The organism is Streptomyces sp. NPDC050433, assembly GCF_044458565.1.
Taxonomy (GTDB): domain Bacteria; phylum Actinomycetota; class Actinomycetes; order Streptomycetales; family Streptomycetaceae; genus Streptomyces.
This window is the reverse complement of the sequence record NZ_JBITIB010000028.1, coordinates 70,698-95,809: the sequence shown is the minus strand read 5'-3', so window position 1 is coordinate 95,809 and position 25,112 is coordinate 70,698. Positions and strand designations below refer to the sequence as shown.

The following is a 25,112-nucleotide window of genomic DNA, read 5'->3' as shown; positions in this document are numbered from 1 at the left end:
GTGTTCTCAACCGCCGGACGGGCCCGGTCGGCGCGGCCACGCCGTGGGTGCGGCGCGGTGATTCCGATGGCCGGCTTCGAGGACCGCGGTCAGATCCGCGACATGCCCGGTACCGGCCGGCAGGTCCAGCCGCCGCAGCAGTACGAGCGCGGCCCCGGGCTCCAAGTCGCCGTACACGTCGTGGTAACCGGCGAGAAGGGCGCGCAACAGCGCACCGTGCAACGCGGGGACCGTCGCCGCCGCCTCGTACACGCGGTGTTTCACCGGCCACGGCACCGGCCCCGACACACCCAGCACCCACTGGGCCCGCAACAGCAGGGGCCGCTCGCCACGGGGCAGCACGGCCGCGTCGTTCCCCAGCACCTCGGAGAAGGCCGTCCGCACCGTCGTACGGTCCTCGAACCAGTCGGCCCACAGGGCGTACGTGAGCGCCCTCGGCTCCTCGACGGACTCAAGGCGCCGACGGCAGCCCGCCCAGAACGCGTCGGCGGGGAGCGGGTCGTCGCTGTCGGCGAGGGCGAAGCCGATCTCGCAGAGCACCCAGTACTCGCCGAGGAGGTCCAGCAACCCGAAGCCGAGGCCCAGGCGTTGGGCGGCGTCGAGATCGGGGTCGGTGAGCGCGGCTCGCGTCCAGGTGTGGGCGATGTCGTTCGCGGACAGCACGGTGCCGGGCGCCCCGTCGCCCCCGGCCGGCGCCTCCTCGGTCCAGCCGGCCCCGTTGCCGGCTTCGGTCACTCCCCGCTCCGCCAGCCAGCGCCGGGCCCACGCCACGTCTTCCCCCTCACCCGTCGGCATCACCGGCGAAGTCCCGCCGCGCCGTCCTGGACGAAGACGCTCAGCCGGTACGTCGTCGGCAGCCGCGTCCGGCCGCAGAACGTGTCGAGCCGGAACATCGACGGGTCTTTCACCTCGTGTTCGGCGATACGGCGCCGCACCTCGGTCCGCCACCGCGCCTCGTCGGCGGTCTCGAACACCACGGTCCAGCGCCCCGGCCCCCACTCGGCCTCCGAGGAGCCCCGTCGCCGCTCCCGGCCCCGCTCGCGCTTCCGTTGTCCTGGCACGTGTCAAGGATCGCAATCCCGTGCACCGCCGACAATCGCGGGCCCATGCCACTCGAATAGGATTCCACCCCAGCGTCACCACCACCATCAGGACCATGAGCACCAACACCATCGACTGAGTGGAGAGCCAGGTATGCGTGGAGGCAGCGTCGCCGTCGTCGGCGGCAGCATCGCGGGGTGTGCCACAGCCCTGGCCGTGTCCCGCGGCGGAGCCGGGAAGGTCACCGTCTTCGAGCGGGCCGACGCCGAACTCCGCGACAGGGGAGTCGGGATCGCCCTCCACAACGACCGGTACACCGAGCTTGAGAGCGCCGGATACGTGGCCGCCGAGATGCCGTGGGCGCCGCTGACCCGGCGCGTGTGGACCGTGCGGGACGGCGAGGCGGAGCACGGACGGGCCGTCGGCGAGCAGCCGTTCCCGTTCCGCGCGTACAACTGGGGTTCGCTGTGGAGCGAGTTGCGGCGCCGGGTTCCCGAGGACGTCACCTACCGGTCCGGTGCGCTCGTGAGCGCCGTGGAGCCCGATTCCGACGGCGTCACCCTTCAACTCGGCGACGGGCGGCGCGAACGCTTCGACGCAGTCGTCGGTGCCGACGGCTACCGCTCCGTCGTGCGCGACGCCATGTTCCCCGGCCTCAGCGCGACGTACGCCGGCTACATCGGCTGGCGCGGCACCTCCGCCGACGTCGCCGACCTCCCCTCCGACGGCAACGACGCCCACAACGTGGTCTTCCCCGGCGGCCACTGCATGATCTACCGCATCCCGGACGGCTCCGGCGGCCACCGCCTGAACTGGGTGCTCTACACCGCCCCGCCCGAGGGCCTCCACGCGGACCTGAAGACGCCGACCTCGCTGCCGCCCGGCCGGCTCAACGAACAGCTCACCGCCTACCTCCGGGCCCTCGTCGCGGACAACTTCCCGCCCTACTGGGCCGCCAGGGTGCTGCGTACGCCCGCCGAGACCACGTTCATCCAGCCCATCTACGACCTTGAGGTGCCCCACTACACCTCCGAGCGCATGCTCCTCGTCGGTGACGCCGCCAGCGTCGCCCGGCCGCACATCGGCGGCGGCAGCGTGAAGGCGCTCCAGGACGCCACCGCCCTGGAGGCCGCCGCGGTGGCCGGGGGCAGCTGGAAGGAGATCACGGAGGCGTACGACACGAACCGCGGCGCCGTCGGCGCCTCGCTGGTCGCGCTGGCCCGCAGGATGGGCAGCGCCCAGGTCGAGAACACCCCGGACTGGAGTGCGATGCGTCAGCCGGAGTTCGACGCGTGGTGGCAGGACCAGAACAGTGGCTCCGACCGCAACAGCGGCTTCGGCGGGCACCAGTTGAAGCGTCCGTAGCCGCTTCGGGGCGAGTGGCGGGCCGCTCGGCGCCTGGGATTCAGCGCGCGGCGGCGGCCCGCACCGGAGCCAGCTCCAGTGCCTCGTGCAGCGCCGTCGGGTCGGTACGGGCGTCCGCGCCGTCCATCCGCAGCGTCATCCGGCCCGACGTGAGGACCGTGATCGTACGGGCACACTCGGCTGCCTGCGCCGGGCTCGGAGACACCAGCAGCACGGCGATTCCTTCCTGCGCCAGCGTGCCGACCAACTCGTAGATCTGCTTGGCCAGTCCGGGCGCCAGACCCTCCGTGGGCTCGTCCAGCAGCAGTACGCTCGGCGAGCCGAGCAGCGCGCGGGCCAGGGCGAGCATCTGCTGTTCGCCACCGGACAGGTCCGTGCCCCGGTTGCCCCGGCGCTCACCCAGCCGGGGCAGCAGCTCCAGGACCCGCGCGGGGGTCCACTCGCTGGGCCGGGTCGCGTCGCCGCGCCCCGGCGGACGGTGGGAGAGCCGCAGATGCTCCGCGACGGTCAGCCCGGCGAAGACCCGGCGGCCCTGCGGTACGAGACCGATCCCGGCGCGCGCCACCTTGTGGGCGGGCTGCCCGGTCATGTCCTGGCCGTTCAGCCGTACCGAGCCGGCGGAGGGACGGATGAACCCCGCCACGGTGTGGACGAGCGTGGTCTTGCCGGCCCCGTTGTGGCCCACGATCGCGTGGACGGAACCGGCGGGGACGGTCAGGTCGAGGTCGTGCAGGACGGTGCCGCCGTGGTAGCCCGCCGTCAGGCCGGTGATTTCCAGCATCGGTGCTCGGTCACCTTCTCGCGTCTGCGGTGTCACGTACGGCGTCGGCGGCGGCGTCGGTCTCGCTGCCGCTGGTGGCGCTGGTGCTGTTGGTGGCGTGGTAGGCGTCGCGGACCTCCGGATGAGCGAGCGCGTCCGCCGTGGGCCCGGTGATCAGGACCCGTCCGGCCGCCAACACGGTCACCGTTTCCGCGAGTTCGGCGACGACCTCGACATGGTGCTCCACCAGGATGATGGCCACGCTGTCCGGAAGGCCGCCCAGGATCGAGAGCAGGCGGCCGATGTCGCCGTCGGTCAGACCGGCCGCCGGCTCGTCGAGCAGCAGCAGGCGCGGGTCGCCCGCGAGCGCCGCCGCGAGGTCGAGCATGCGGCGCTGGCCGTGGGACAGGTCGGCGGCCGGCCGGTGGGCGGAGTCGGCGAGGCCCACGGCCTCCAGATGGCGGGCGGCGGACTCGGCGTGCTGCCGGTAGCGGGACGGCCGCCGCCAGGCGCCCCGGCGCAGCGGATGGTGCCGCCAGCCGGCCAGCACGATATTGTCCAGCACCGACAACTCGGCGATGACGGACGGTTGTTGGAAGCTGCGGGCGATACCGAGACGGCTGCGCTTGGCGGTGGCCGTACGGGTGATGTCGGCGCCGCCCAGGGTGATGGTGCCGTGGTCGGGGCGGTCGGTACCGGCGATCAGGTTCAGCAGGGTGGTCTTGCCCGCGCCGTTGGGCCCGATGACGGCGTGCCGTGCTCCGGCCGGGAGTTGGAGGCTGACGTCGTCGACGGCGGTCAGGCTCCCGTAACGGCGGGTGAGGTTCTTGAGGTCCAGTACAGCTGTCATGGGGTGACCTTCCCGGCCGGAACGCTGTCGTGGCCGGGCGGAGGTCCGCCGGCCTTCGAGGCTCCCCGCCCACCGGCACTGGAGCCACCGGAGTCGGACCCACCGGAACGGCTCCCGACGCGCAGCCCGGCCAGCCCGCGCGGGAGCAGATAGACGGCGGCGACGAACAGCACGCCGAGCAGCAGATGTCCATGACCGGGCCACGAACCGGCAAGCCAGTCACGGGTGCTGACGATGAGTCCGGCGCCGATCAGGGCACCGATCACCGAGGTGCTGCCGCCGATGACGGCCGCCAGCAGCGCGAACGCCGCGATCTCGAAACCGACGTCGGCGGGGGAGAGGTACTGCTGCACGGTGACCATCAGCGAACCGCCGACCCCGGCCAGCGCACCGGCGCCGATGTGCGCCATCAGCAGATAGCGCCCCACCGGGTGGCCGGACGCGCGCATCCGCGCCTCGGCGTTGCGGGTACCGGTCAGCAGCTTGCCCGCCGGCGAACGCAGCACGATCAGCGTCACGACGACGGCGACGACCGCCACGGCGAGCGCGTAGTTGTAGACCTCGCTCTCGTCGACCATCCCCTCCTCGCCCCACAGCGCCTGCGTGGGCGGGAAGCCGACGAGGCCGTCGGCACCGCCGGTGACGGACTTGAGCTGGTTGATGGCGGCGCTGGCCAACTCGCCGATGGCGAGCGTGATCATCAGCACCGTGGTGCCACGGGCCCGGATCACCGCCGGCCCCGTCACCAGGGAGAACAGCGCGGCGGCGATCGCCGAGAGGACGATCTGGACCGGGCCCACCGTCCACCCCGCGTCGGCGAGATTCGCGGTGGCGTACGCGCCGACGGCGAACGGCGCGGTCTGGCCCAGGGTCGGCAGCCCGGCGTAGCCGGTCAGGACGGTGACGCTGACCGCGAGCAGTCCGAGCGCCAGCGCGGAGCCGGCCAGCGAGATGGTGTATGCGTCGAGCAGCGCCGGCAGCGAGATGAGCACGACGAGCAGCACGAGCAGCGGAGCGGCCTGGCGTACCCGAGAGGCGAGGCCGTCGTCGGCGCCGCCCCCGCGGAGCAGCCACGGCAACGGCCCGCCGCTCCCGGACCGTACCGGCTGCTCCCGCTTCCCGGTCACAGCGCCGTCCGCCGCAGTGCCGTCCGCGACGCCGCCGTCCGCACCCGAAGGGGCCCCGGCGCCCGCGCCCTTGCCCCGCCCGACCGACGCGGAGAGCCGTCGACGCAGCCACTGAACCGGGTCCGAGCCGCCGTCACCGCCCCCGTGCCCCGCCGTCGCCGGCTCGGTGAACTGTGCCCGCAGGATCAGTACGGCGGCCATGGCCGCGAACAGCAGGTACGGCGCCCAGTCAGGCGCCAGCGAGACACCGAGCGTCTGCACCTCGCCGACGGCGATCGCCGCGAAGAACGTTGTCCACAGCGACCGCAGCCCGCCGAGCACGACCACCACGAGGGACAGCATCAGCACCGTGTCGGCGGTGCCGGCCCCCGGCCCGATGATGGGCGCGCCGAGCACTCCGGCGGCCCCGGCCAGCGCACCGGCGGCGACCAGCACACCGGTGTGCACGGCGCGCGGGCTGTGCCCGGTGGTGGCCAGCATCTGCGGGTCGTCGGCGGAGGCCCGTACCGCCGCTCCCACGCGGGTGCGGGTGAGCACCCACGTACCGAACGCCGCGAGCAGCACGGCCATCAGGATGAAGCAGAGCCGGTACGCGGGGTACCGGTGGCCCAGCAGCGTCACCGAGGAGTCCAGCGCCTCGGGTACGCGTACCGGTAGCTCGTCGGCCCCGAAGAACTCGATGAGCAGATTGCCACCGATCAGGGCCAGTCCGAACGTCAGCAGTGCTTGTGAGAGATGCCCACGACGGGCCAGGGGGATCGTCGCCGCGGACAGACCGGCACCGGCGGCGGCTGCCGCGAGGGTGCCGGCCACGAGTCCGACGGCGAGACCGCCCCAGGTCCCGTCGCTCAACTCGGCACCGGTGTAGGCACCGATCGCGTACAGCGTGCCGTGTGACAGGTTCAGCACGCCCGCGGTGCCGAAGGCGAGACTCAGGCCGGCGGCGACCACGAACAGCAGGAGCCCGTAGGCCACTCCGTCCACCGCCGGCACGAGGTGGGCATCAAGGAGATTCATTCTCAGCTCTCAGCTACTTGGGCTCTCAGCTACTTCGGCCCTCAGCTGCCGAGCGTCGCCAGGTCCTGGACCATCACGTTGGCCAGCTGGTCACCGTCCTTGCGCACCTGGCGCAGGTACCACTGCTGCACCGGCGAGTGCGCCTTGTCGCCGAACTCCCAGGCGCCGCGCGGGCTGTCGATCTGGCCGAGACCGCCGATCGCGGTGTTGATGGTCTCGCGCGTGACCTCGCCCTTCTCGGCGGCGTCGGCGATCGCCTGGTCCAGCACGGCCGCCGCGTCGTACGAGGCCATCGCGTAGGTCGTCGGCTGGGTGTCGTGCTTGGCGGTCCAGTCGGCGGCGAACTTGCGGTTGGCCTCGTTGTCGAGGTCGGCCGCGTAGTTCAGGACCGAGTAGACGTCCTTCGCCGCGTCGCCCTGCGCCTGGAGCACACTGCCCTCGGTCACGAAGGCGGTGTACAGCGGCAGATCGGCGATGTCGGACTGCGCGTACTGCTTGGCGAAGTCGATGGCGGCCTTGCCGGCGTAGAAGCAGTACACGGCCTTGGCGTCCGTCTTGGCGATGTCCGCGAAGTACGGCATGAAGTTCGTGGTCTTCGGGAACGGCGTCCACTTGGTCTTGCCGTCGGGGTTGGCGAGCTTGCCGCCGACCTCCTTGAACTTGTCGGTGAAACCGCGCAGTTCGTCGTAGCCACCCTGGTAGTCGGGGCCGATCGCGTAGACCGGGCCGTCCACCTTCTCCTTGACGTACGGGGCGATGGCCGCGCCCGGCTCGTCGGAGAGGAAGCTCGTCGTCCAGATGTACTTCATGTCCTTGACCGGCGGACGGCCGTTGGACCCGAGCAGTGGGATCTTGGCCTGGTTGACCAGCGGCATCACCGCGTTGACCGAACCACCGCTGACGAGGCCGGTCAGCGCGTCGACCTTGTCCTTCTTGACCAGCTTGGTGGCCGCGGGAACCGCGGTCGGCGGACCGTCGCCCTCGTCCGCCACGATCAGCTCGACCTCTCGGCCGCCCAGCTTGTTGTCGTGGGTCGCCAGATACAGCTCGAAGCCCTTCCGCAGCTCCGTGCCGACCGGCTCGTACGTGCCTGACAGCGAGGCCACCAGACCGACCTTCACCTTGTCGTCGCCGGCGCCGCTGTCGCCGCTGCACCCGGTGACGGCTGCCAGACCGAGTGCGAGGGCGGCTGCGCCGACCGGCCGGACTCTGCGGCGGCCTCGCGGTATGGATATGTCGAAGAACATGAGGGCTCTCATCGGGAGGAATTGAAAAACGGACGGGACGAGCGGGAACAGCACGAGCAGGAACAGCACGAACGGCGAACGAGCCGAACGGTGGAGCTGAACGACCCGGACGTCAGCGGGAGGGCTGCGCGTTCGCGTCGCGGACCTGGGGAGTCAGGGAGTCACCGACCTGGTTGATCAGTTCGGACATCATGTAGCTGACCTCGCCGATGTCCGCGTCCCTGGTGGTCGTCACCAGCAGGGACGCGCCGCTGGAGACGGCCATCGAGAACATGTAGCCGCCCTCCATCGCGGTCAGGCTGTGCTCGACAGGGTCGGTGTTGGTCAACTGGGCAGCGGCGGAGAGCAGGTTGACGACACCCGATGCGATGGCGGCCAGCCGGTCGGCGTCGTCGCGCTCCACCCCGGTGTAGGCCAGTGCGAGACCGTCCACGGACACGGCTATGGCCTGGGTGACCTCTGGAATGCGTCCGGCGAAGCCGCTCAGGATCCAGCTGAGGTCGGTGGGTGAGGTCGTCATTTCTTGCTCCGTTGGGTGTCGTCGTCGGTGGCGGAGCGCCCGCGGTGGCTCGTGCTCCTGTTGATCCCCTGGGCGTAGGCTGCCAGGACGTCAGAAACCTGCCGGGAGTCCCGGCGGCGGGGCGACGGTTTGGGGGCGGTGCCGGAGCGCTGCTCGGCGCCGTCGCGCTTGCCCAAGGTGGGCCACTGCTTCGGCGTGTTGCGCTGCCGCAGTGGCAGGCCCGAGGAGCTGACTCCGGCGATACGGGAGACCGGCTCCGCGTGGACGGGGTGCTGGGAGGGCTTGCTGGCGCTCCCGCGGCCGTCACTGTCGGAGCCGCCCTGAGAGCCTCGCGGGTCCATGGACCCATTGGACCCGTTGGACCGGGACCCGCCGTTCCCGGAGGCCGCGGCGATGGCGCCGGCCCCGCCCGGGTTGTAGTCGCCCGCGTCCGCGTCGCCGCCGTTCCTGCCGATGCCGCTCCGGCCGGGCGCAGCGCCCGCCCCGGCGGTCTGCCGGCGGCCGGACTGGCCGGGCGCGGTGATCGGGCGCGGTGCCTCGTACGTCACACCGGGACGCTCGCCGAGCGAGCCCTGCGCGGGCGGCGCGGTCTCCTGCGGAGCCGCGGCCAGTACGTTCGCCGGCAGGGTGACCTCGGCGATGGTGCCCGGCCCCGAGGAGTCCCGCAGCTCGACCACGATGCCGTGCCGGGCGGCGAGCCGCGCCACCACGTGCAGACCCATGGAACGGACGTCGCCGATACCGGACTTCGGCTCCAGCAGACCCTTGTTGAGGTTGGCGCGCCGCTCGGCGGTGATGCCCACCCCCTCGTCGACTATCTGCACGACAGCGCGGTCCCACAGCCGCCAGACCGCGACTCCGACCTGCTTGTCCGGGGGCGAGAAACGCGTCGCGTTGTCGAGCAGTTCGGCGAGGATGTGCGCCACGTCGTGGACCACACGGGCGGCGATGCCGATGCCGGACTCGATGACACCGAGGGACACCCGGTCGAAGCGCTCGATCTGCTGCGCGGCGGCCACGATCACCGTCGAGCAGGAGATGTCCGCGGACCGCACCCGGCCGTGCCCGTAACCGCCCAGCACCAGCAGGTTGTTGGTGTTGCGCTCCATGCGGATCGCGAGGTGGTCGAGCGCGAACAGGGTCTTCATACGCTCGGGGTCGGCCTCGTCGCGCTGCACCGTGTCCAGCTCGGACACCATGACGGTGGTCAACTGGGCGCCCCTGCGGGCGACACCGACCAGCGTCTCGGCGAACTGCTCGTGGATGTGGGCCTGTTGCGCGGCCAGTCGTACGGCTTCGTGGTGGACGGCGTTGAACGCCTCACCGACCTCGCCGATCTCGTCCAGACCGGTGGTCTTCACCGGGTTGCCCGACCGCTCGGCGACCTGCTCGGGGGTGGCACCGCTGAGCGCGCCGGGCTGGGACAGCTCCGCCATCACCCGCGGCAGTCCCGTGTGCGCCACCTCGTGCGCGGCGTTGCGCAGATCCCGCAGCCGGCGGATCATCACGCGGCCGAGCCGGATGGCGACGACGACCGCGCCGACGAGGGTGAGCAGCACCAGCGCCACCTCGGCGCCGGCCAGCCAGGCGAGCGAGGTGCGCGTGTCGTTGACGGTCTTGTGTACCGAGTTGTCGATCCGGCTCTCGACCGAGCGCAGCAGGGCGATCCGGTCGGACGACGCCTTCTGCCACTCCTGCGGCTCGACAGTGAGCTTCTCGTCCGGCGCGGTGCGGCTGACCTGGTCCTCAAGCTGGCGCGCGGCCAGGGCCTTCGGGCCGGAGAGCGTGCGCTCCAACCAGGTCCGCCACTGCTGCGGCCCGAGGTCGAACAGGACGCCCGTCGCCTCGGTGTAGCCGAGCCGTGTGGCGTCGAAGGTCCGCTTGGACGCCTGGGTGAAGCCACCCGTGGCCTGGGCCTTCATCACCGCGACCTGCTGCTGCCCCATGTGCTCGGCGGCCCGCGACAGTGCGGCGGAGGCGCGGATCCGGTCGGCGACGTCCGCGTCGACTCCGTCGGCCTGTGCGATGCCGTCGCGGTAGTCGATCAGGTCGGCGATCACGATCCGGTAGCCGAACGTCAGCGCCGTGACGGTGCTGCCTCCGGAACGCACCTGGGCGCGCAGGGAGGGCATTTCCTCGGCGAAACGGTCGATCCGGTCCAGCGCGCGCCGCGCGTTGTCCGGAACGGATGACAACTCACTGACCTGTGAACGGAATTGAGCGAGGCTCTTGTCCGTGGCCCTGGACGATTCGCCGAATGCCTCGGGATCTCCCTGGGTGGAGACGAGCGCGGTCGCTGCCGCCCGCTCACGCTGTAGAAGGTGGGTCAATTCGCTTGCGGACGAAGCGGCATCGACCATGCCCGTGAGCCGGTTGGCCTGCAGCGCCTGGGTGGTCGCGGGGGCGAGAGCCAGTACCGCGAAGGTGACGGCCACGACGAGGGGCACGGTGACCAGCAGGACGAGGCGACGATTGATTTTCACTGCGCGGCTCCATCGCCGGAACCGGTGCTGAGTATCGGTGACACGCAGATACCTATTAACGGGTTGGGGGGTGTCGGTGGGGATCGCGAGTAGATCGTGTGCACAGTTACGGAAGGGACTGGCGAGGCCCCCGTGGCGCGGCTTGATCCTATGCTGTAGCACCTCGTTACGGATGCGTACATCCTCGAAAAATACGGGTGTCCAACTGGCCACGATCGATCCAACTCGGCCGAAAGTGACGGCAGAAGCCCCTCTCGACCCCCTAAGCGGAATCACCGAATCGTTTCGGCCACACCATATCTGACCAGCCATCCAACGCCTCGGGCACCTCCCGCCGCGATACCACCGGAATGTCTGGCCGACGCTCCGGCGTGGCGACTTGACGGGAGAGTCAACTCCCTGAATGTCGTTGCCGAAGGGTTAGATCGCGAGCCCGAACAGACATGCCAGGGGCGGCATTTCGGTCATAGGCCTCAGTCGCGTGGGTGAGGTGCGACGGCGCCCGTGTGGGCCATGTGTACGACATATGGGGAGAGTTGGCGGATGAGTTGGCGAAGGTGCCGGGCGGGGGCCTACTCGTGCGCCAAGGCCCTGAGCTGCCGCCGGTGGCTCTCCGCAGCCGCACGCTCCGTCGCGTCGGCGTCGGGATTCCCGGCCAGCCATGTCTCCCAGTGACGCATCGCGCGCTCCGCCATATCCGCGGTCGCCCCGTCCGCAGCCGCCTCGGGGCGGGGCCCGGCCGCCTTGGCACCGTAGCGCCGCAGTCCGCGAGTCACCTCTTCCAGCAGGGGAAGGACCAGTTGGTGGCCGGGCCAGGCATCGAGCCAGTCGAGGGATGTGCGCCACGCGTTCTCGAACCCGCTCCCGCCGTCGGGTCCGCCGGAGAGGTCGCCGTGCCGCAGAAGGTCGAGGAGGAGCCATCCGCTGCCTCGTCGGCCCGCCGATTCCGCGTTCAGGAGCCGGCAGGCGGCCACCGAGGTGCCGCGCCGCGCGGCCGGAGAGATCGGGCGGCTCGTGAGAACCGTACGGATGAGGAGGACGGCGTCCGCCGAGAACAGGGGCCGGGTGTCGCACCAGGCGGAACAGGTGGCGTAGAGATCGTCCAGCGTCAACAGGTCGAGCCGGTCGGTGCCCTTGAGCATGCGGTTCAGTACCGGCAGGGCGTACTCGGGAAGGCCGGCGTCGGCCAGCACGCGACAGGCGCGGGCCACGAAGCGGTTCCACTCGGGGACGATCTCGTCCCGGTGTCCGAGGAGGCACTGGGTGAGTTTGTGCCGCGCGTCGGTGGACAGCAGCTCGACCGAGAGCACCTCGATGAGGCGCCCGGCCAGCCTGCCGCGGTCGGCCGCCCCGGCCAGCGGGCTGTTGAGCGCGCGGGCCAGGAGCACGAACGCGCTGTCATCTCTGGGGTGGGCGTCGATCCACCCGAGCGTCGCGGTCATGGCGTCCCGGAACTGCCGCTCGTCGAGGTCGGTACGCGTGACGAGCCCTGTCAGCGGGTGGCTCGTGTGCACGTTCCTGGGATGGCGCTTGAGGTAGTCGAAGGCCGCGTCGAGCACCAGGCCCTTGTTCTTGGCGCGGAGCGATCTCTTCGACAGGAGGGGCACGAGCAGGCTGCGAGCCACCGTGGGGTCGGGCGAGCCGTTGTAAAGCCGCAGCGCCGTGTCGGCGAGGCGGTGCAGTACGTCCTCGTCGCCGTCGAGCAGCCGGGCACGGAGCAGCGTGCCGAGGAGGCTGATCTGACTGTGGTGTTCCGCACCCGGCCCGTCCAGCCAGGCCACCGCGTGGTCGGCGAGTTCCACGCACTCGTCGTCGGTGAGCATCGCCTCCGCACGTGCGTCGGGCTTCCGGGCCTTGGTGAGCAAGGGGCTGAGCACCCGCCAGGCGTCCGGATGGGTCGCCGCAGCGTCCAGCCAGCGCAGTCCGCACTGCGCGGCGCGAGGGGTGTCGTCGCGGCCCGGAAGGTCCCGGCGCAGCAGTTCCCCGAGTACGTACGCGGCCTCGGGGCGCTGTCCCAGCCGCTCGTCCTCCAGCCAGGCCAGCGAGTCCTTCACCGCCTGTTTGAAGAGGGGGCGGGGCAGATCCTTGTGCAGCCGCTGCCTCTTGAGAAGCGGCTCCAGGGAGTAGCTGGCGCTTCTGAGGTCTCGGGGGACCACCGTGTCGAGCAGTAACCGGGCCGTGTCGGCCAGCGGCCTGCCCTTCAGTTCGGGCCGCAGCAGCAACTGCGGTGCGAAGAAGCCCGCCTCGGACCGCTGGGGGTGGTTCCGTAACCAGGCCAGCGCCCAGTCCACCACCTGCGCCACGCGCCGGTCGCCGGGGCGCAGAGCCAGTCCCTTGGCGTCGTCGAACAGCCGGTCGTAGACGCGCGAGGCCTCGATACGGTGCCAGTTCTGGGTGAGGTACTCGTACATGCCGTCCACGGTCCACTCGCTGAACGCCGAGTCCGCGTCGGCGCCGGGCAGCGCGCGATGGAAGACAAAGGCGGCCTGCGGGAGGACGGCGTTCTTGTCGATCCAGCCCATGAGATAGGCCAGGCCGTGGGAGGCGTCGAGGTACGACCTGACGGCCATCAGGGCATGACGGGCGACCGGTTGGGTGTAGTTCGTACGGAGCCACGGCTCGGCGATCCGCTCCGGGAAGCGCTGGACCAGGGGCTGCCAGGAGTTTCCGCGCAGCAGGGTGAGAAGGGCCCGGCCGCGTGGGTCCGCGGCGATCAGCTGCCCCGCCGTCGCGGCGTTCGATCCCTCTTTCTCCTCGAACCACCGCACGACGGCGTCGACGAGGCCTTGGCTCTCCGCCTCGCCCAGCGCCTCGTGGAGCCGGTCCACCGCCCTCAGCACGTTTCCGAGCACGTGAGGGCTGGTCAGACCGCAGTTCAGCACTTTCCACAGGACGTCGTCCCGTGGGGTCCTCTCGTCGCGCATCAGCAGGAAGCGCGCCAGTATCTGGTCGGTGTAGAGGTCGTGCACCATACGCACCTCGCCACTGTGTGCTTCCACCAGGCTCTTGTGCTCAAGGGACTTGATGAGCTCCTCGGCATGGGCCAGTGCCGTCTCGGTGATGTCCCCTTCGGTGATGATCAGCTTCAGCACGTCGCGCTGGCAGGGGGTGGCGGCGGCGATTCTCGTGGCGGCGATCCGGTCAGGTGGCACCGCCTCTTCCTTCTCCACCAGGCCCCTCTGCACGAACTCCGGTGCGGAGAGTTTCTCCGCATCCAGCACAGCGATCAGCCACCCGGTCATGTCCTCGGTGTTGAGCGGGACGGCACGTGCGAGGTTCTCGCCACGATCGGCCTGCCGGCCGCGCTGAAGAGCCAGATGGAGCGCGAACGCGGGCGGCCCGCCGCACAGCCGCATCGTGCGCCGTTCACCGATCTGCTCCACGGCCGTTCGGGCCAGGACACGTACGGCCTTGCGGCGTACCGCTTCGTAGTGCGCCCGGTCGGCGGGCGCCGCGATCGCGCGGAAGTCGGACGGTTTCCTCCTGCGTGCCCAGGCGCTTGTCCGGGCGGCGATCAGCACGGCGAGTTTGATGCCCTTGGCCTTGGCCGACCGGAGCAACTCGTCGATCTGCGCCGTGACCAGCTCGGCGAGCGAGCCGATGTCGGGGACGACGAGCAGGATTCTGCGGCCGTACGGATGCACGCACGACCACGCGGTTTGCAGCGAGACCTCGTCGTCCAGGTGGACGACGAGCCATCCCTCCAGGTCGGCGAGCCGGGCCGTCTCCAGGCACAGCCGGGTCTTGCCCGTCCCCGGTGGACCGGTGAGCACGGCGCCGATCTTGGGCGGGATCTCGTCCGCGAGGCCGACGAGCGTGTCCAGGATGTTCCGCGGCGAGGCGGGATGCTCCGGTCCGGGGTCCACGAAGGGCAACGCGTGCTGGGTGAACACCGATCCCTTGTCGGCCAGCTTTCTCTCGTGCCGGTGATGGAGGGTCAGATGGTTGTCGGAGGTGTCCCAGCCGTCGTGCGGCGCCGGGCGGAAGTCGGGGCGGACACCTTCCTCGCGCAGCAGTCGGTCCCACTCCGGGTCGTCTATGGCCGCCAGCTCGGCCACCGCGTGCGTACTGACGCCGCTCGCGGGGAGATGGTCACGGAAGACCCCCAGCACCAGCCCGCTCTCGCGCGCGACGAGGGCCGCGCCCGACATGCCCTTCCACGGGCTGTCACCGTCGGCGGCGGGGGCCGGTGTGCTGTCGAGTTCCATGCTCAGAACCCCGGGACGCTCGCGTGAGGCGGTGAGGACCCGACCGGAGACCTGCTGCATCTCCCGGTGCTCGATCCCGGTGAATTCGTCCATGACACGGGCGTGGACGGGGTGCCCCAGCGAGTCGGCGGTCACTTTCCCCACTCGCGTACGGTCCACCCTGCCCAGGCCCACGGGCGCCACTGTGCTGGTCGGCGGATCCACATACCGGAGCAGTGCCACGTCCGTACGGCAGTCCTGCCACACCCGCTCCACGGCGTGGCGGTCACCACTGTCACCGTCGAAGTCCACGAGGAGCGCCCCGTCGCCCGCGACCACATGGTTGGCGGTCAGCACCAGCCGGTCGGATATGCGGTACCCGGAGCCCAGGGTGATGTCCGCACGGTCGGCCGCGAAATTGGACGGCGACATGAAGACGCGCGCGACACGTGAGGGCACGAGGGCGAGAAGCGGCGCCCCCGTCATCGTGGCAGCTGACCCAGCCGGTCCCCGGTCCGCACCGGAGCGCCCGACGCGGTACGGGCGTCGAGTTGGATCCGTACGGTCTGTACCGCGCTGTCGCTCTGGGAGCGCTTGGCCCCGGCGGAGATCACATGGACCTTGATCCCGCCGTCGAGATCGGTGCCTCGGGTGAGGGTGGTCTGCAACTCCAGTTCGAGCGAGGAGACGCTCAGCCGGACCGGCCCGTCCTCGGCGTCGGCCTCCGTCATGGCGGCGGCCAACTCGCGGCGGATCGCGCCCAGAGCGGCCGACAGGCCGATGTCCTGAGGCTCGTCCCGTGAGGTCATCGATGTCCCCCCAACAATTCGATCCCCTGACGGGTCCCGGGCGCCCGACGGCAACCAATCGAAGTGATTCTATTCCTTCTGCCTTGAACTGGGCAGGAGTTGGGAGACCCGAGCCACCCGCCGCGCGGCGACCGGCACATGAAAAAGACCCCCTGGATCAGTGTTTCCACTGGACCAGAAGGTCTGTCCGGAAGTGCCCCCGGCAGGATTCGAACCTGCGCACCCGGCTCCGGAGGCCGATGCTCTATCCCCTGAGCTACGGGGGCGAATCGCCGTGAATCTTGGCGACGGGTGAAACCTTACCAGCCCCGGCGGGGTCGTCGTGAACAGGTATTTGGCGAGCGACCCGCGCCCGGCCTCCCCTCGGCAGGTCCCTCCGCGCGGGGGGAGAAGTGGGGAAAACCCGGACGCGGCCCGTGAGGCAGCCCTACCCTCAAGTTGTGTCAGGCGCGTCAGGCCGTGTGCTCGTTGTCGACGACAACAGGGTGATCCGGCAGTTGATCAGGGTCAACCTGGAGCTGGAGGGCTTCGAGGTCGTGACCGCGGCCGATGGTGCCGAGTGTCTGGACGTCGTCCACCGGGTCAGGCCCGATGTGATCACGCTCGACGTCGTCATGCCGCGCCTCGACGGCATCCGCACCGCCGTCCATCTGCGGGCCGACCCGATGACCGCCCACCTCCCCCTCGCGATCATCAGCGCCTGCACGCGATACGAGGTGGAGACCGGGATAGCCGCCGGGGTGGACGCCTTCCTCGCCAAGCCCTTCGAGCCGTCCGAGCTGGTCAGGGTCGTACGCCAGCTGATGCGCCGGGAGGGTCCGCCGTCCTTGGACGGCCGGCACGGAGCCGGGCGTGCGGGTAGCACGCCCGGAGGCGCACGCGGCTGATCGAGGCCCTGGAGACCCCGGCCGCCGCCCACATCGCGAAACGGGTTCGCGAAGACGCCCCCCTCCTCCCATACGCTTGACCCGTGACCCCGGCCGACCTCTCCCGAACCGTGCTGCACGCCGTGCGCCGCGCGGTCGACGAGGGTGTGCTGGCCGGGCCCGTACCGGAAAGCGTCCAGGTCGGGCGCCCCGGTCCCGGCGGCAGCGGCGACTACGCGACCTCCGTGGCGCTACGGCTCGCGGGCCCCGCCCGGCGCAGCCCGCACGATGTCGCGCACATCCTGCGCACCGAGATCCTGCGTGCCGCCCCGGACCTCACCCGCGTCGACATCACCGGACCGGGCTTCCTGAACTTCACGCTCGCCCCCGCCGGCCGCGCCGGTCTCGTACACACCGTCCTCGCCGCCGGGATCCGGTACGGGCACGGGGACGCCCTCGCCGGCACCACCGTGGTTCTCGCCCCCGCCGACGAGCCGCGCGCCGCCGCCCTGACCGAGGCCGTCCTGCGGCTGCTGCGTGCGCAGGGCGCCGCCGCCCGTACAGCCGCCGCCCGCACCGGCGACGACGCCACGGAGCGGCTGTCCGCGCGCCCGGTGCCCGCCGCCCTCGCCGCGGACCTCTTCGCCCGCCTCGGGCCCGACGCCGCCCGCTGGGGACTGCTCCGGCCCGCCGCCCACGACCGGCCCGCGACAGGCGACGACCTCCTCGTACAGCACGAGAGCAACCCCCTGTTCACGGTGCGTTACGCCCACGCCCGTACCCGCGCCCTGCTCCGCAACGCCGCCGACCTCGGTATCTCCGTGGACGCCGGCGAGACGTACGAACAGCAGGCCCACGCGCTTCTCGACACCATCGGCGACCACCCCGGCGTACTCGCCGCCGCCGCCCGCCATCGCGCCCCCGACCGGGTCGCCCGCCATCTCGAACGCACCGCGGAGGCGTTCCTGCACTTCCAGGAGACCTGCCGCCCGCTGCCCGTCGGCGACGAGAAACCCTCGGCCGCCCACCGTTCCCGGCTCGCACTCGCCGAAGCCGCCGGGACGGTGCTGGCCGGTGGCCTCACCCTCCTCGGCGTCGACGCGCCCGAACACCTCTGATGCCGTCCGCCGAGTCGGACGCATCCGACGCACCTGAAAGAGCAACCAGACGATGAGCCGTTCCGCCCACCCCGCCGGGCCCCGCTACGCCGACGTGCACACCGAGGGCCACTACTCCCCGCCGCCCGCCGACCTCAACGCGCTGGACGAGAAGATCTGGTCGCGCACGGTCCGCCGGGACGAGGACGGTGTCGCCACCGTCGCCGGACTGCCGGTCACCCGGCTCGCCGAGGAGTTCGGCACCCCCGCGTACTTCCTGGACGAGGCCGATTTCCGGGCCCGCTGCCGCGCCTGGACCGACGCCTTCGGCAAGGACGCCGACGTCTTCTACGCGGGCAAGGCGTTCCTGTCCCGCGCCGTCGTCCACTGGCTCAAGGAGGAAGGCCTCAACCTCGACGTCTGCTCCGGCGGCGAGCTGGCCACCGCGCTCGACGCGGGCATGCCCCCCGAGCGCATCGCGCTGCACGGCAACAACAAGTCGGTGCACGAGATCGAGCGTGCCGTCTCCGCGGGCGTCGGACGTATCGTCCTCGACTCGTTCCAGGAGATGGTGCGCGTCGCGCACATCGCGCAGAGCCTCGGCCGGGTCCAGCCCGTGCAGATCCGCGTGACGGTCGGCGTCGAGGCGCACACCCACGAGTTCATCGCCACCGCCCACGAGGACCAGAAGTTCGGCATCGCGCTGGCCGACGGCCAGGCCGCGGAGGCCGTCCGCCGGGCGCTGCGGCTCGACGGCATCGAACTCGTCGGCATCCACTCGCACATCGGCTCGCAGATCTTCGACATGGCGGGCTTCGAGGTCTCCGCGCGCCGGGTCGTCCAGCTGCTGGCCGAGGTCCGGGACGAACACGGCGTCGAACTCCCGGAGATCGACCTGGGCGGCGGTCTCGGCATCGCGTACACCCCCGAGGACGACCCGCGCGAGCCGCACGAGATCGCCAAGTCCCTGACCGCGATCGTCACCCGCGAGTGCGAGTCCGCCGGCCTGCGCACCCCCCGTATCTCCGTCGAGCCCGGCCGCGCGATCGTCGGCCCGACCGCCTTCACGCTGTACGAGGTCGGCACCGTCAAGCCCCTGGAGGGGCTGCGGACCTATGTGAGCGTCGACGGCGGCATGTCGGACAACATCCGTACGGCGCTGTACGACGCCGAGTACAGCGTCGCGCTCGTCTCCCGCCGCTCCGACGCCGAACCGATGCTGTCGCGCGTCGTCGGCAAGCACTGCGAGAGCGGCGACATCGTCGTACGCGACGCGTTCCTGCCCGCCGACCTGGCACCGGGGGACCTGATCGCGGTCCCCGCCACCGGCGCGTACTGCCGCTCCATGGCGAGCAACTACAACCACGCGCTCCGCCCGCCGGTCGTCGCCGTCAAGGACGGCGGGGCGCGGGTGATCGTCCGGCGTGAGACGGAGGAAGATCTCCTGCGGCTGGATGTCGGCTAGACGAGATTGACGTCTCGTATGACGGACGGAGGGTAGAAACTTCCGTCCGGTGCGTGAGACTGGTCCACATCGTTGAGAGAGGGAATCGAGGTCGCATGATGCGTACGCGTCCGCTGAAGGTGGCGCTGCTGGGCTGTGGAGTCGTCGGCTCAGAGGTGGCGCGCATGATGGCGACGCACGCCGACGACCTGGCCGCGCGGATCGGCGCCCCCCTGGAACTCGCCGGGGTCGCCGTCCGCCGTCCCTCCAAGGTCCGCGAGGGCATCGACCCGGCGCTGATCACCACGGACGCGACGGCGCTGGTCAAACGCGGCGACATCGACGTCGTCGTGGAGGTGATCGGCGGCATCGAGCCCGCCCGTACGCTGATCACGACCGCCTTCGAGCACGGCGCGTCCGTCGTCTCGGCCAACAAGGCGCTGCTCGCCGAGGACGGCGCGACGCTCTTCGCGGCGGCCGAGAAGCACGGCAAGGACCTCTACTACGAGGCCGCCGTCGCCGGCGCCATCCCGCTGCTGCGACCGCTGCGGGAATCCCTCGCGGGCGACAAGGTCAACCGTGTGCTCGGCATCGTCAACGGCACCACGAACTTCATCCTCGACCGGATGGACTCCTCCGGCGCCGGCTACTCGGAGGCGCTGGACGAGGCGACGGCCCTCGGTTACGCGGAGGCCGACCCGACCGCCGACGTCGAGGGCTTCGACGCCGCCGCGAAGGCCGCGATCCTCGCCGGGATCGCCTTCCACACCCGCGTACGCCTGGACGACGTCCACCGCGAGGGACTGACCGAGGTCACCTCCGCCGACATCGCCTCCGCGCGGCGCATGGGCTGCACCGTCAAACTCCTCGCCATCTGCGAGCGCGCCGCCGACGGGAAATCGGTCACCGCGCGCGTCCACCCCGCGATGATCCCGTTCAGCCACCCGCTCGCCTCCGTGCGCGAGGCCTACAACGCGGTCTTCGTGGAGGCCGAGGCGGCCGGCCAGCTGATGTTCTACGGCCCCGGAGCGGGCGGCGCGCCCACCGCGTCCGCCGTGCTCGGCGACCTCGTCGCGGTGTGCCGCAACCGGCTCGGGGAATCGACCGGGCCCGGCGAGTCCGCGTACACGCGGCTGCCCGTCAGTTCGATGGCCGAGGTCGTGACCCGCTACCACATCAGCCTCGACGTGGCCGACAAACCTGGTGTACTGGCCCAGGTCGCGACGGTCTTCGCCGAGCACGACGTGTCGATCGACACCGTGCGCCAGCAGGGCAGGCTGGACAGTGAAGGACTCGGCGGCGAGGCATCACTCGTCGTCGTCACCCACCGCGCGCCCGACGCCGCCCTCTCCGGGACCGTCGAAGCGCTGCGCAAGCTCGACACCGTGCGCGGTGTCGCCAGCATCATGCGTGTTGAAGGGGAGTAAGGGACCCATGACGAGCATCGGCACCCACCAGTGGCGCGGCATCATCGAGGAGTACCGGGACCGGCTGCCGGTCACGGACAAGACGGCGGTGGTCACGCTCCGCGAGGGCGGTACGCCGCTCGTCCCCGCCCAGGTCCTCTCCGAGCTGACGGGCTGCGAGGTGCACCTGAAGGTCGAGGGCGCCAACCCGACCGGGTCGTTCAAGGACCGCGGCATGACGCTGGCCATCACGCACGCCAAGGAGGCGGGCGCGCAGGCGGTCATCTGCGCCTCCACCGGCAACACCTCGGCGTCGGCCGCCGCGTACGCGGTACGGGCCGGCATGGTCTGCGCTGTCCTGGTACCGCAGGGCAAGATCGCGCTGGGCAAGATGGGCCAGGCGCTGGTGCACGGCGCGAAGATCCTCCAGGTCGACGGGAACTTCGACGACTGTCTGACGCTGGCGCGCGGACTGTCCGACAACTACCCGGTGGCGCTGGTCAATTCGGTGAATCCGTCCCGTATCGAAGGCCAGAAGACCGCGGCCTTCGAGATCGTGGACGCGCTCGGCGACGCCCCCGACATCCATGTGCTGCCCGTCGGCAACGCCGGAAACATCACGGCGTACTGGAAGGGTTACACCGAGTACGCGGCCGACGGCCCCGCGACCCGTACGCCGCGCATGTGGGGCTTCCAGGCGTCGGGTTCGGCGCCGATCGTACGCGGCGAGGTCGTCAAGGACCCGCACACCGTGGCCACCGCGATCCGGATCGGGAACCCGGCGTCCTGGCAGCAGGCGCTCGCCGCCAGGGACGAGTCGGGCGGTTTCATCGACGAGGTGACGGACCGACAGATCCTGCGCGCCTACCGGCTGTTGGCCGCCCAGGAGGGTGTCTTCGTCGAGCCGGCGTCGGCCGCGTCCGTGGCCGGTCTGCTCAAGGCGGCCGAGGAGGGCAAGGTCGATCCCGGGCAGCGGATCGTCTGCACCGTGACCGGCAACGGGCTCAAGGACCCGGACTGGGCGGTCGCGGGAGCGCCCCAGCCGGTGACGGTGCCGGTGGACGCGGTCACCGCCGCCGAGCGGCTCGGACTCACGTAACCCGCGGTACGGGCCCGCGTCCGGGTGGTTCGGGCCCGCATCCGGACCGTACGGGCAGCCGCACAGAGCGCACCAAGATCCTGCATCGGCGCACACGAAGGCACGCGACACGCATCGTGCGCCTCCTGTGCGCCCTATGTCGCCACAGAACCTTCCTTCGATAGGCTGTACCCGACCCGCCCCGCCGCATATGCCGCGGTGTTGTTGCCCTCGTGGCCGTCGGGTGTTTCCATACCTCGCCGAACCCCGCAGTCTCGCAGCCTCGTCTCCGTTCAGCCTTCCTCGCAGTCACACAAGGAGAGTCGTCTAAGCGATGGCCGGTCCAGCTTTCCGCGCCGCCGCCGTACGGGTGCGCGTCCCCGCCACCAGCGCCAACCTCGGGCCGGGATTCGACGCCCTCGGCCTGTCGTTGGGGCTCTACGACGACGTGGTGGTGCGCGTCGCCGACTCCGGGCTGCACGTCGACATCGCCGGCGAGGGCGCCGAGACGCTGCCCCGCGACGAGAACCACCTCCTCGTACGGTCCCTGCGCACCGCGTTCGACCTGCTCGGCGGCCAGCCGCGCGGCCTTGAGGTCGTCTGCGCCAACCGCATCCCGCACGGCCGCGGCCTCGGGTCCTCGTCCGCCGCCATCTGCGCCGGGATCGTCGCCGCGCGCGCGGTGACGATAGGCGGCGACGCCAGGCTCGACGAGACGGCGCTGCTGGAGCTGGCCACCGAGATCGAGGGCCATCCGGACAATGTGGCGGCCTGTCTGCTCGGCGGATTCACCCTCGCCTGGACCGACGGGGGAGCGGCGCGCGCCATCCGCATGGAAGCCGCCGATTCCGTGGTCCCCGTGGTGTTCGTGCCCGACCGGCCCGTCCTGACCGAGACCGCCCGCGGGCTGCTCCCGCGCGCCGTCCCCCATGTGGACGCGAGCTTCAACGCGGGCCGGGCGGCCCTGCTCGTCGAGGCTCTGACCAGGCGTCCCGAGCTGCTGCTCGCCGCCACCGAGGACCGGCTCCACCAGGAATACCGCGCTCCGGCGATGCCGCAGAGTGTGGAACTGGTCAACCGACTGCGGGCCGACGGCGTGCCCGCGGTCATCTCCGGCGCGGGCCCCACGGTCCTGGCGCTGACCGAGGACAGTGCGGCCGACAAGGTCGCACGGCTGGCCGGCGAGGGCTGGGCGGCGAACAGGCTCGGCCTCGACGGCACGGGCGCGAGCGTTCTGCCGCTCGGTTCTCAGTGACGGTGGATTGCCGGTGAGTGAGAGGGGGAATGTTTGTTGGAGCCGGTAGTGTTAACCTCAAGTCTGCACCCGAAGTCTTTGTGGCTCGGTGCTTCGCGTCCCGATTCGGGACCACCATTCTTCCGGGAGCCTCCCCGACTGCCTGAGCAGCCTGCCTGAGCAGTCTTGAGCACGCCCCGGAACCGGCACGACACCCCTCGCTATGTCCAGGAGTGGGCCGAGCAGGGGGACCTCGGGCCGGACCCATTGCACGTACGCACGTCTTCCGCCGTACCCGGCGGGACCATCGCCCCGACTTCGGCCGGTGATCGACACGATCACAACCCGCGGTCGGACAGCACAACCGGTCGCCGAGCCAGAAGGCCGACGTCCGCTCCAGGGAAGGACCCTTCGTGAGCGACACCACCGATCTGATGGGCGTGAGCGCCGACAACAGCGTCGACACCACCGCGCCCGCCGAAGGTGCTGCCACTGGCACCACCGCACGGCGCCGCCGCTCCGGCACCGGCCTCGACGGCATGGTCCTGGCCGAGCTGCAGCAGGTCGCGTCCGGCCTCGGCATCAGGGGCACCGCGCGGATGCGCAAGAGCCAGTTGATCGAGGTCATCAAGGAGGCGCAGGGCGGTTCGTCCGCGCCGAAGAGCGACGGGACGGCCGGCGGCGACGCCGAGGCCAAGCCCAAGCGGCGCGCCACCTCCAAGGCCCGTACGGACGCCGCGCCGGCCGCCGACGCCCCCGCCGACAAGGCGGCGGAGAAGTCCGCCGACCAGGCTCCGGCGAAGGCGGAGAAGGCCGACAAGGCCGACTCCCAGATCGACATTCCGGGTCAGCCGGCCAGTGACGACCAGCCCGTGGGCGAGCGTCGCCGGCGCAGGGCCACCGCGCAGGCGGGCAGCCCGGACACCAGGACCGAGAGCCGCGAGTCGGGCACCGACACCGTGGTGGAGGAGCGGCCCGACACCAAGGCCGAGGCCGCCGTCTCCGCGTCCGACCGCGCCGACGCCGACGGACGCCGGGGCGACCGCCAGGAGCGCGGCCAGCGGGGCGAGCGCGGGGAGCGCGGCGACCGGCAGGGCCGCCAGCGTGACCGCCGCGGCAAGGGCGACGACCAGCAGGGCGGTGGCGGCCAGCAGACCGGCGGCCAGCGCCAGCAGCGCCAGGGCGGTCAGAACCAGGGCAACGGGCCGCAGGACGACTTCGACGACGAGGCGGGCGGCCGGCGCGGCAGGCGTGGCCGGTACCGCGACCGCCGTGGCCGTCGTGGCCGCGAGGAGTTCGGTGGCGGCGGCGAGCCGCAGGTCGCCGACGACGACGTGCTGATCCCCGTCGCGGGCATCCTCGACATCCTCGACAACTACGCCTTCATCCGGACCTCCGGCTATCTGCCGGGCCCCAACGACGTGTACGTGTCGCTCGCCCAGGTCCGCAAGAACGGCCTGCGCAAGGGTGACCACGTCACCGGCGCGGTGCGCCAGCCCAAGGACGGCGAGCGCCGCGAGAAGTTCAACGCGCTGGTGCGCCTGGACTCGGCGAACGGCATGGCGGCCGAATCGGGCCGCGGGCGGCCGGAGTTCCAGAAGCTCACCCCGCTCTACCCGCAGGACCGGCTCCGGCTGGAGACCGATCCCGGTGTGCTGACGACGCGGATCATCGACCTCGTCGCACCGATCGGCAAGGGCCAGCGCGGTCTGATCGTGGCCCCGCCGAAGACCGGCAAGACCATGATCCTCCAGGCCATCGCCAACGCGATCACGGTCAACAGCCCCGAGTGCCACCTGATGGTCGTCCTCGTCGACGAGCGTCCGGAAGAGGTCACCGACATGCAGCGGTCGGTGAAGGGCGAGGTCATCTCCTCAACCTTCGACCGCCCCGCCGAGGACCACACCACCGTCGCCGAGCTGGCCATCGAGCGCGCCAAGCGCCTCGTGGAGCTGGGTCACGACGTGGTCGTCCTGCTGGACTCCATCACCCGTCTGGGCCGCGCCTACAACCTCGCGGCACCGGCCTCCGGACGCATCCTGTCCGGTGGTGTCGACTCGACCGCGCTCTACCCGCCGAAGCGCTTCTTCGGCGCGGCGCGCAACATCGAGGACGGCGGCTCGCTGACCATCCTGGCCACCGCGCTCGTCGAGACCGGCTCGCGCATGGACGAGGTGATCTTCGAGGAGTTCAAGGGCACCGGCAACATGGAGCTGAAGCTCGACCGGAAGCTCTCGGACAAGCGCATCTTCCCGGCGGTGGACGTCGACGCGTCCTCCACCCGTAAGGAAGAGATCCTGCTCGGCAGCGACGAGCTGGCCGTCGTCTGGAAGCTGCGCCGGGTGCTGCACGCGCTCGACCAGCAGCAGGCGATCGAACTGCTCCTGGACAAGATGAAGAAGACGAAGTCCAACGCGGAGTTCCTGCTTCAGATCCAGAAGACGACTCCGTCCCCCGGAAACGGCAACGACTGACGTCTGTTTGCTCAACTTCCGTATGGATCCGCCCCGTTACTCCGGTGACGGGGCGGATTTCTGCTGTAATGTTCGATGAGCCGTTCCATCCCCCCACACGGCGCCAA

Annotated in this window: 18 protein-coding genes and 1 tRNA gene; 8 read left to right on the top strand and 11 right to left on the bottom strand. The window is 71.0% G+C overall.

Features of this window, described 5'->3' with window-relative positions:
- Positions 1–6: 6 nt before the first annotated feature.
- The gene (locus ACIBLA_RS29190; RefSeq protein WP_399200349.1) at positions 7–795 is read right to left on the bottom strand and encodes a hypothetical protein; all 789 of its coding nucleotides are present in this window, start codon (positions 793–795) and stop codon (positions 7–9) included.
- Complete coding sequence (locus ACIBLA_RS29185; protein ID WP_363241271.1) at positions 795–1,061, bottom strand: hypothetical protein; 267 nt, start codon at positions 1,059–1,061, stop codon at positions 795–797. Before ACIBLA_RS29185 ends, ACIBLA_RS29190 begins: the two co-directional genes overlap by 1 nt.
- A 133-nt stretch (positions 1,062–1,194) precedes the next feature.
- Between ACIBLA_RS29185 and ACIBLA_RS29180 the strand changes: the two genes are divergently transcribed.
- The gene (locus tag ACIBLA_RS29180) at positions 1,195–2,406 is read left to right on the top strand and encodes an FAD-dependent monooxygenase (RefSeq protein WP_363241272.1); all 1,212 of its coding nucleotides are present in this window, start codon (positions 1,195–1,197) and stop codon (positions 2,404–2,406) included.
- A 40-nt stretch (positions 2,407–2,446) separates the two neighbouring features.
- Here ACIBLA_RS29180 and ACIBLA_RS29175 read toward each other — a convergent pair whose 3' ends face one another.
- The 9 genes from ACIBLA_RS29175 to ACIBLA_RS29135 all read right to left on the bottom strand — a co-directional run bounded on the left by ACIBLA_RS29175 (position 2,447) and on the right by ACIBLA_RS29135 (position 15,672).
- Entirely contained in the window at positions 2,447–3,187 is a 741-nt protein-coding gene (locus tag ACIBLA_RS29175) for an ABC transporter ATP-binding protein (RefSeq protein ID WP_399200348.1), read from the bottom strand.
- Positions 3,188–3,197: 10 nt separating this feature from the next.
- A complete protein-coding gene (locus ACIBLA_RS29170) occupies positions 3,198–4,016 on the bottom strand; it encodes an ABC transporter ATP-binding protein (protein WP_363241274.1) in 819 nt (272 codons plus the stop codon).
- Positions 4,013–6,160: a branched-chain amino acid ABC transporter permease gene (locus ACIBLA_RS29165; RefSeq protein ID WP_399200347.1), complete on the bottom strand. Its 2,148-nt coding sequence runs from the start codon at positions 6,158–6,160 to the stop codon at positions 4,013–4,015. Before ACIBLA_RS29165 ends, ACIBLA_RS29170 begins: the two co-directional genes overlap by 4 nt.
- Before the next feature lie 41 nt (positions 6,161–6,201).
- Positions 6,202–7,407, bottom strand: coding sequence for an ABC transporter substrate-binding protein (locus ACIBLA_RS29160; protein WP_363241276.1), 1,206 nt, complete (start codon positions 7,405–7,407; stop codon positions 6,202–6,204).
- Between the two features lie 112 nt (positions 7,408–7,519).
- The gene (locus ACIBLA_RS29155) at positions 7,520–7,927 is read right to left on the bottom strand and encodes a roadblock/LC7 domain-containing protein (RefSeq protein WP_330173625.1); all 408 of its coding nucleotides are present in this window, start codon (positions 7,925–7,927) and stop codon (positions 7,520–7,522) included.
- Positions 7,924–10,410 carry a nitrate- and nitrite sensing domain-containing protein gene (locus ACIBLA_RS29150; protein ID WP_399200346.1) on the bottom strand — a complete coding sequence of 829 codons (2,487 nt, stop codon included), beginning with the start codon at positions 10,408–10,410 and terminating at the stop codon, positions 7,924–7,926. Before ACIBLA_RS29150 ends, ACIBLA_RS29155 begins: the two co-directional genes overlap by 4 nt.
- A 572-nt stretch (positions 10,411–10,982) precedes the next feature.
- Positions 10,983–15,083 (bottom strand): trypsin-like peptidase domain-containing protein, encoded by a 4,101-nt coding sequence (locus ACIBLA_RS29145; protein WP_399200345.1) that lies wholly within the window; start codon positions 15,081–15,083, stop codon positions 10,983–10,985.
- A complete protein-coding gene (locus tag ACIBLA_RS29140) occupies positions 15,080–15,406 on the bottom strand; it encodes a trypco2 family protein (RefSeq protein ID WP_363241279.1) in 327 nt (108 codons plus the stop codon). Before ACIBLA_RS29140 ends, ACIBLA_RS29145 begins: the two co-directional genes overlap by 4 nt.
- A 194-nt stretch (positions 15,407–15,600) precedes the next feature.
- Positions 15,601–15,672: transfer RNA gene (locus ACIBLA_RS29135), tRNA-Arg, on the bottom strand.
- Between the two features lie 126 nt (positions 15,673–15,798).
- Between ACIBLA_RS29135 and ACIBLA_RS29130 the strand changes: the two genes are divergently transcribed.
- The 7 genes from ACIBLA_RS29130 (at position 15,799) to rho (ending at position 25,005) form a co-directional block, all read left to right on the top strand.
- Positions 15,799–16,293 (top strand): response regulator, encoded by a 495-nt coding sequence (locus ACIBLA_RS29130; RefSeq protein ID WP_363241280.1) that lies wholly within the window; start codon positions 15,799–15,801, stop codon positions 16,291–16,293.
- 83 nt (positions 16,294–16,376) lie between these two features.
- Positions 16,377–17,390 (top strand): ArgS-related anticodon-binding protein NrtL, encoded by a 1,014-nt coding sequence (gene nrtL / locus ACIBLA_RS29125; RefSeq protein WP_399200344.1) that lies wholly within the window; start codon positions 16,377–16,379, stop codon positions 17,388–17,390.
- A 52-nt stretch (positions 17,391–17,442) separates the two neighbouring features.
- The gene (gene lysA / locus ACIBLA_RS29120; protein WP_399200343.1) at positions 17,443–18,834 is read left to right on the top strand and encodes a diaminopimelate decarboxylase; all 1,392 of its coding nucleotides are present in this window, start codon (positions 17,443–17,445) and stop codon (positions 18,832–18,834) included.
- A gap of 95 nt (positions 18,835–18,929) precedes the next feature.
- A complete protein-coding gene (locus ACIBLA_RS29115; RefSeq protein WP_399200342.1) occupies positions 18,930–20,240 on the top strand; it encodes a homoserine dehydrogenase in 1,311 nt (436 codons plus the stop codon).
- Positions 20,241–20,247: 7 nt separating this feature from the next.
- Positions 20,248–21,318: a threonine synthase gene (gene thrC, locus ACIBLA_RS29110; protein WP_399200341.1), complete on the top strand. Its 1,071-nt coding sequence runs from the start codon at positions 20,248–20,250 to the stop codon at positions 21,316–21,318.
- A 313-nt stretch (positions 21,319–21,631) separates the two neighbouring features.
- A complete protein-coding gene (gene thrB / locus ACIBLA_RS29105; protein WP_363241285.1) occupies positions 21,632–22,552 on the top strand; it encodes a homoserine kinase in 921 nt (306 codons plus the stop codon).
- A gap of 392 nt (positions 22,553–22,944) precedes the next feature.
- The gene (gene rho, locus ACIBLA_RS29100; protein ID WP_399200340.1) at positions 22,945–25,005 is read left to right on the top strand and encodes a transcription termination factor Rho; all 2,061 of its coding nucleotides are present in this window, start codon (positions 22,945–22,947) and stop codon (positions 25,003–25,005) included.
- Positions 25,006–25,112 lie beyond the last annotated feature (107 nt).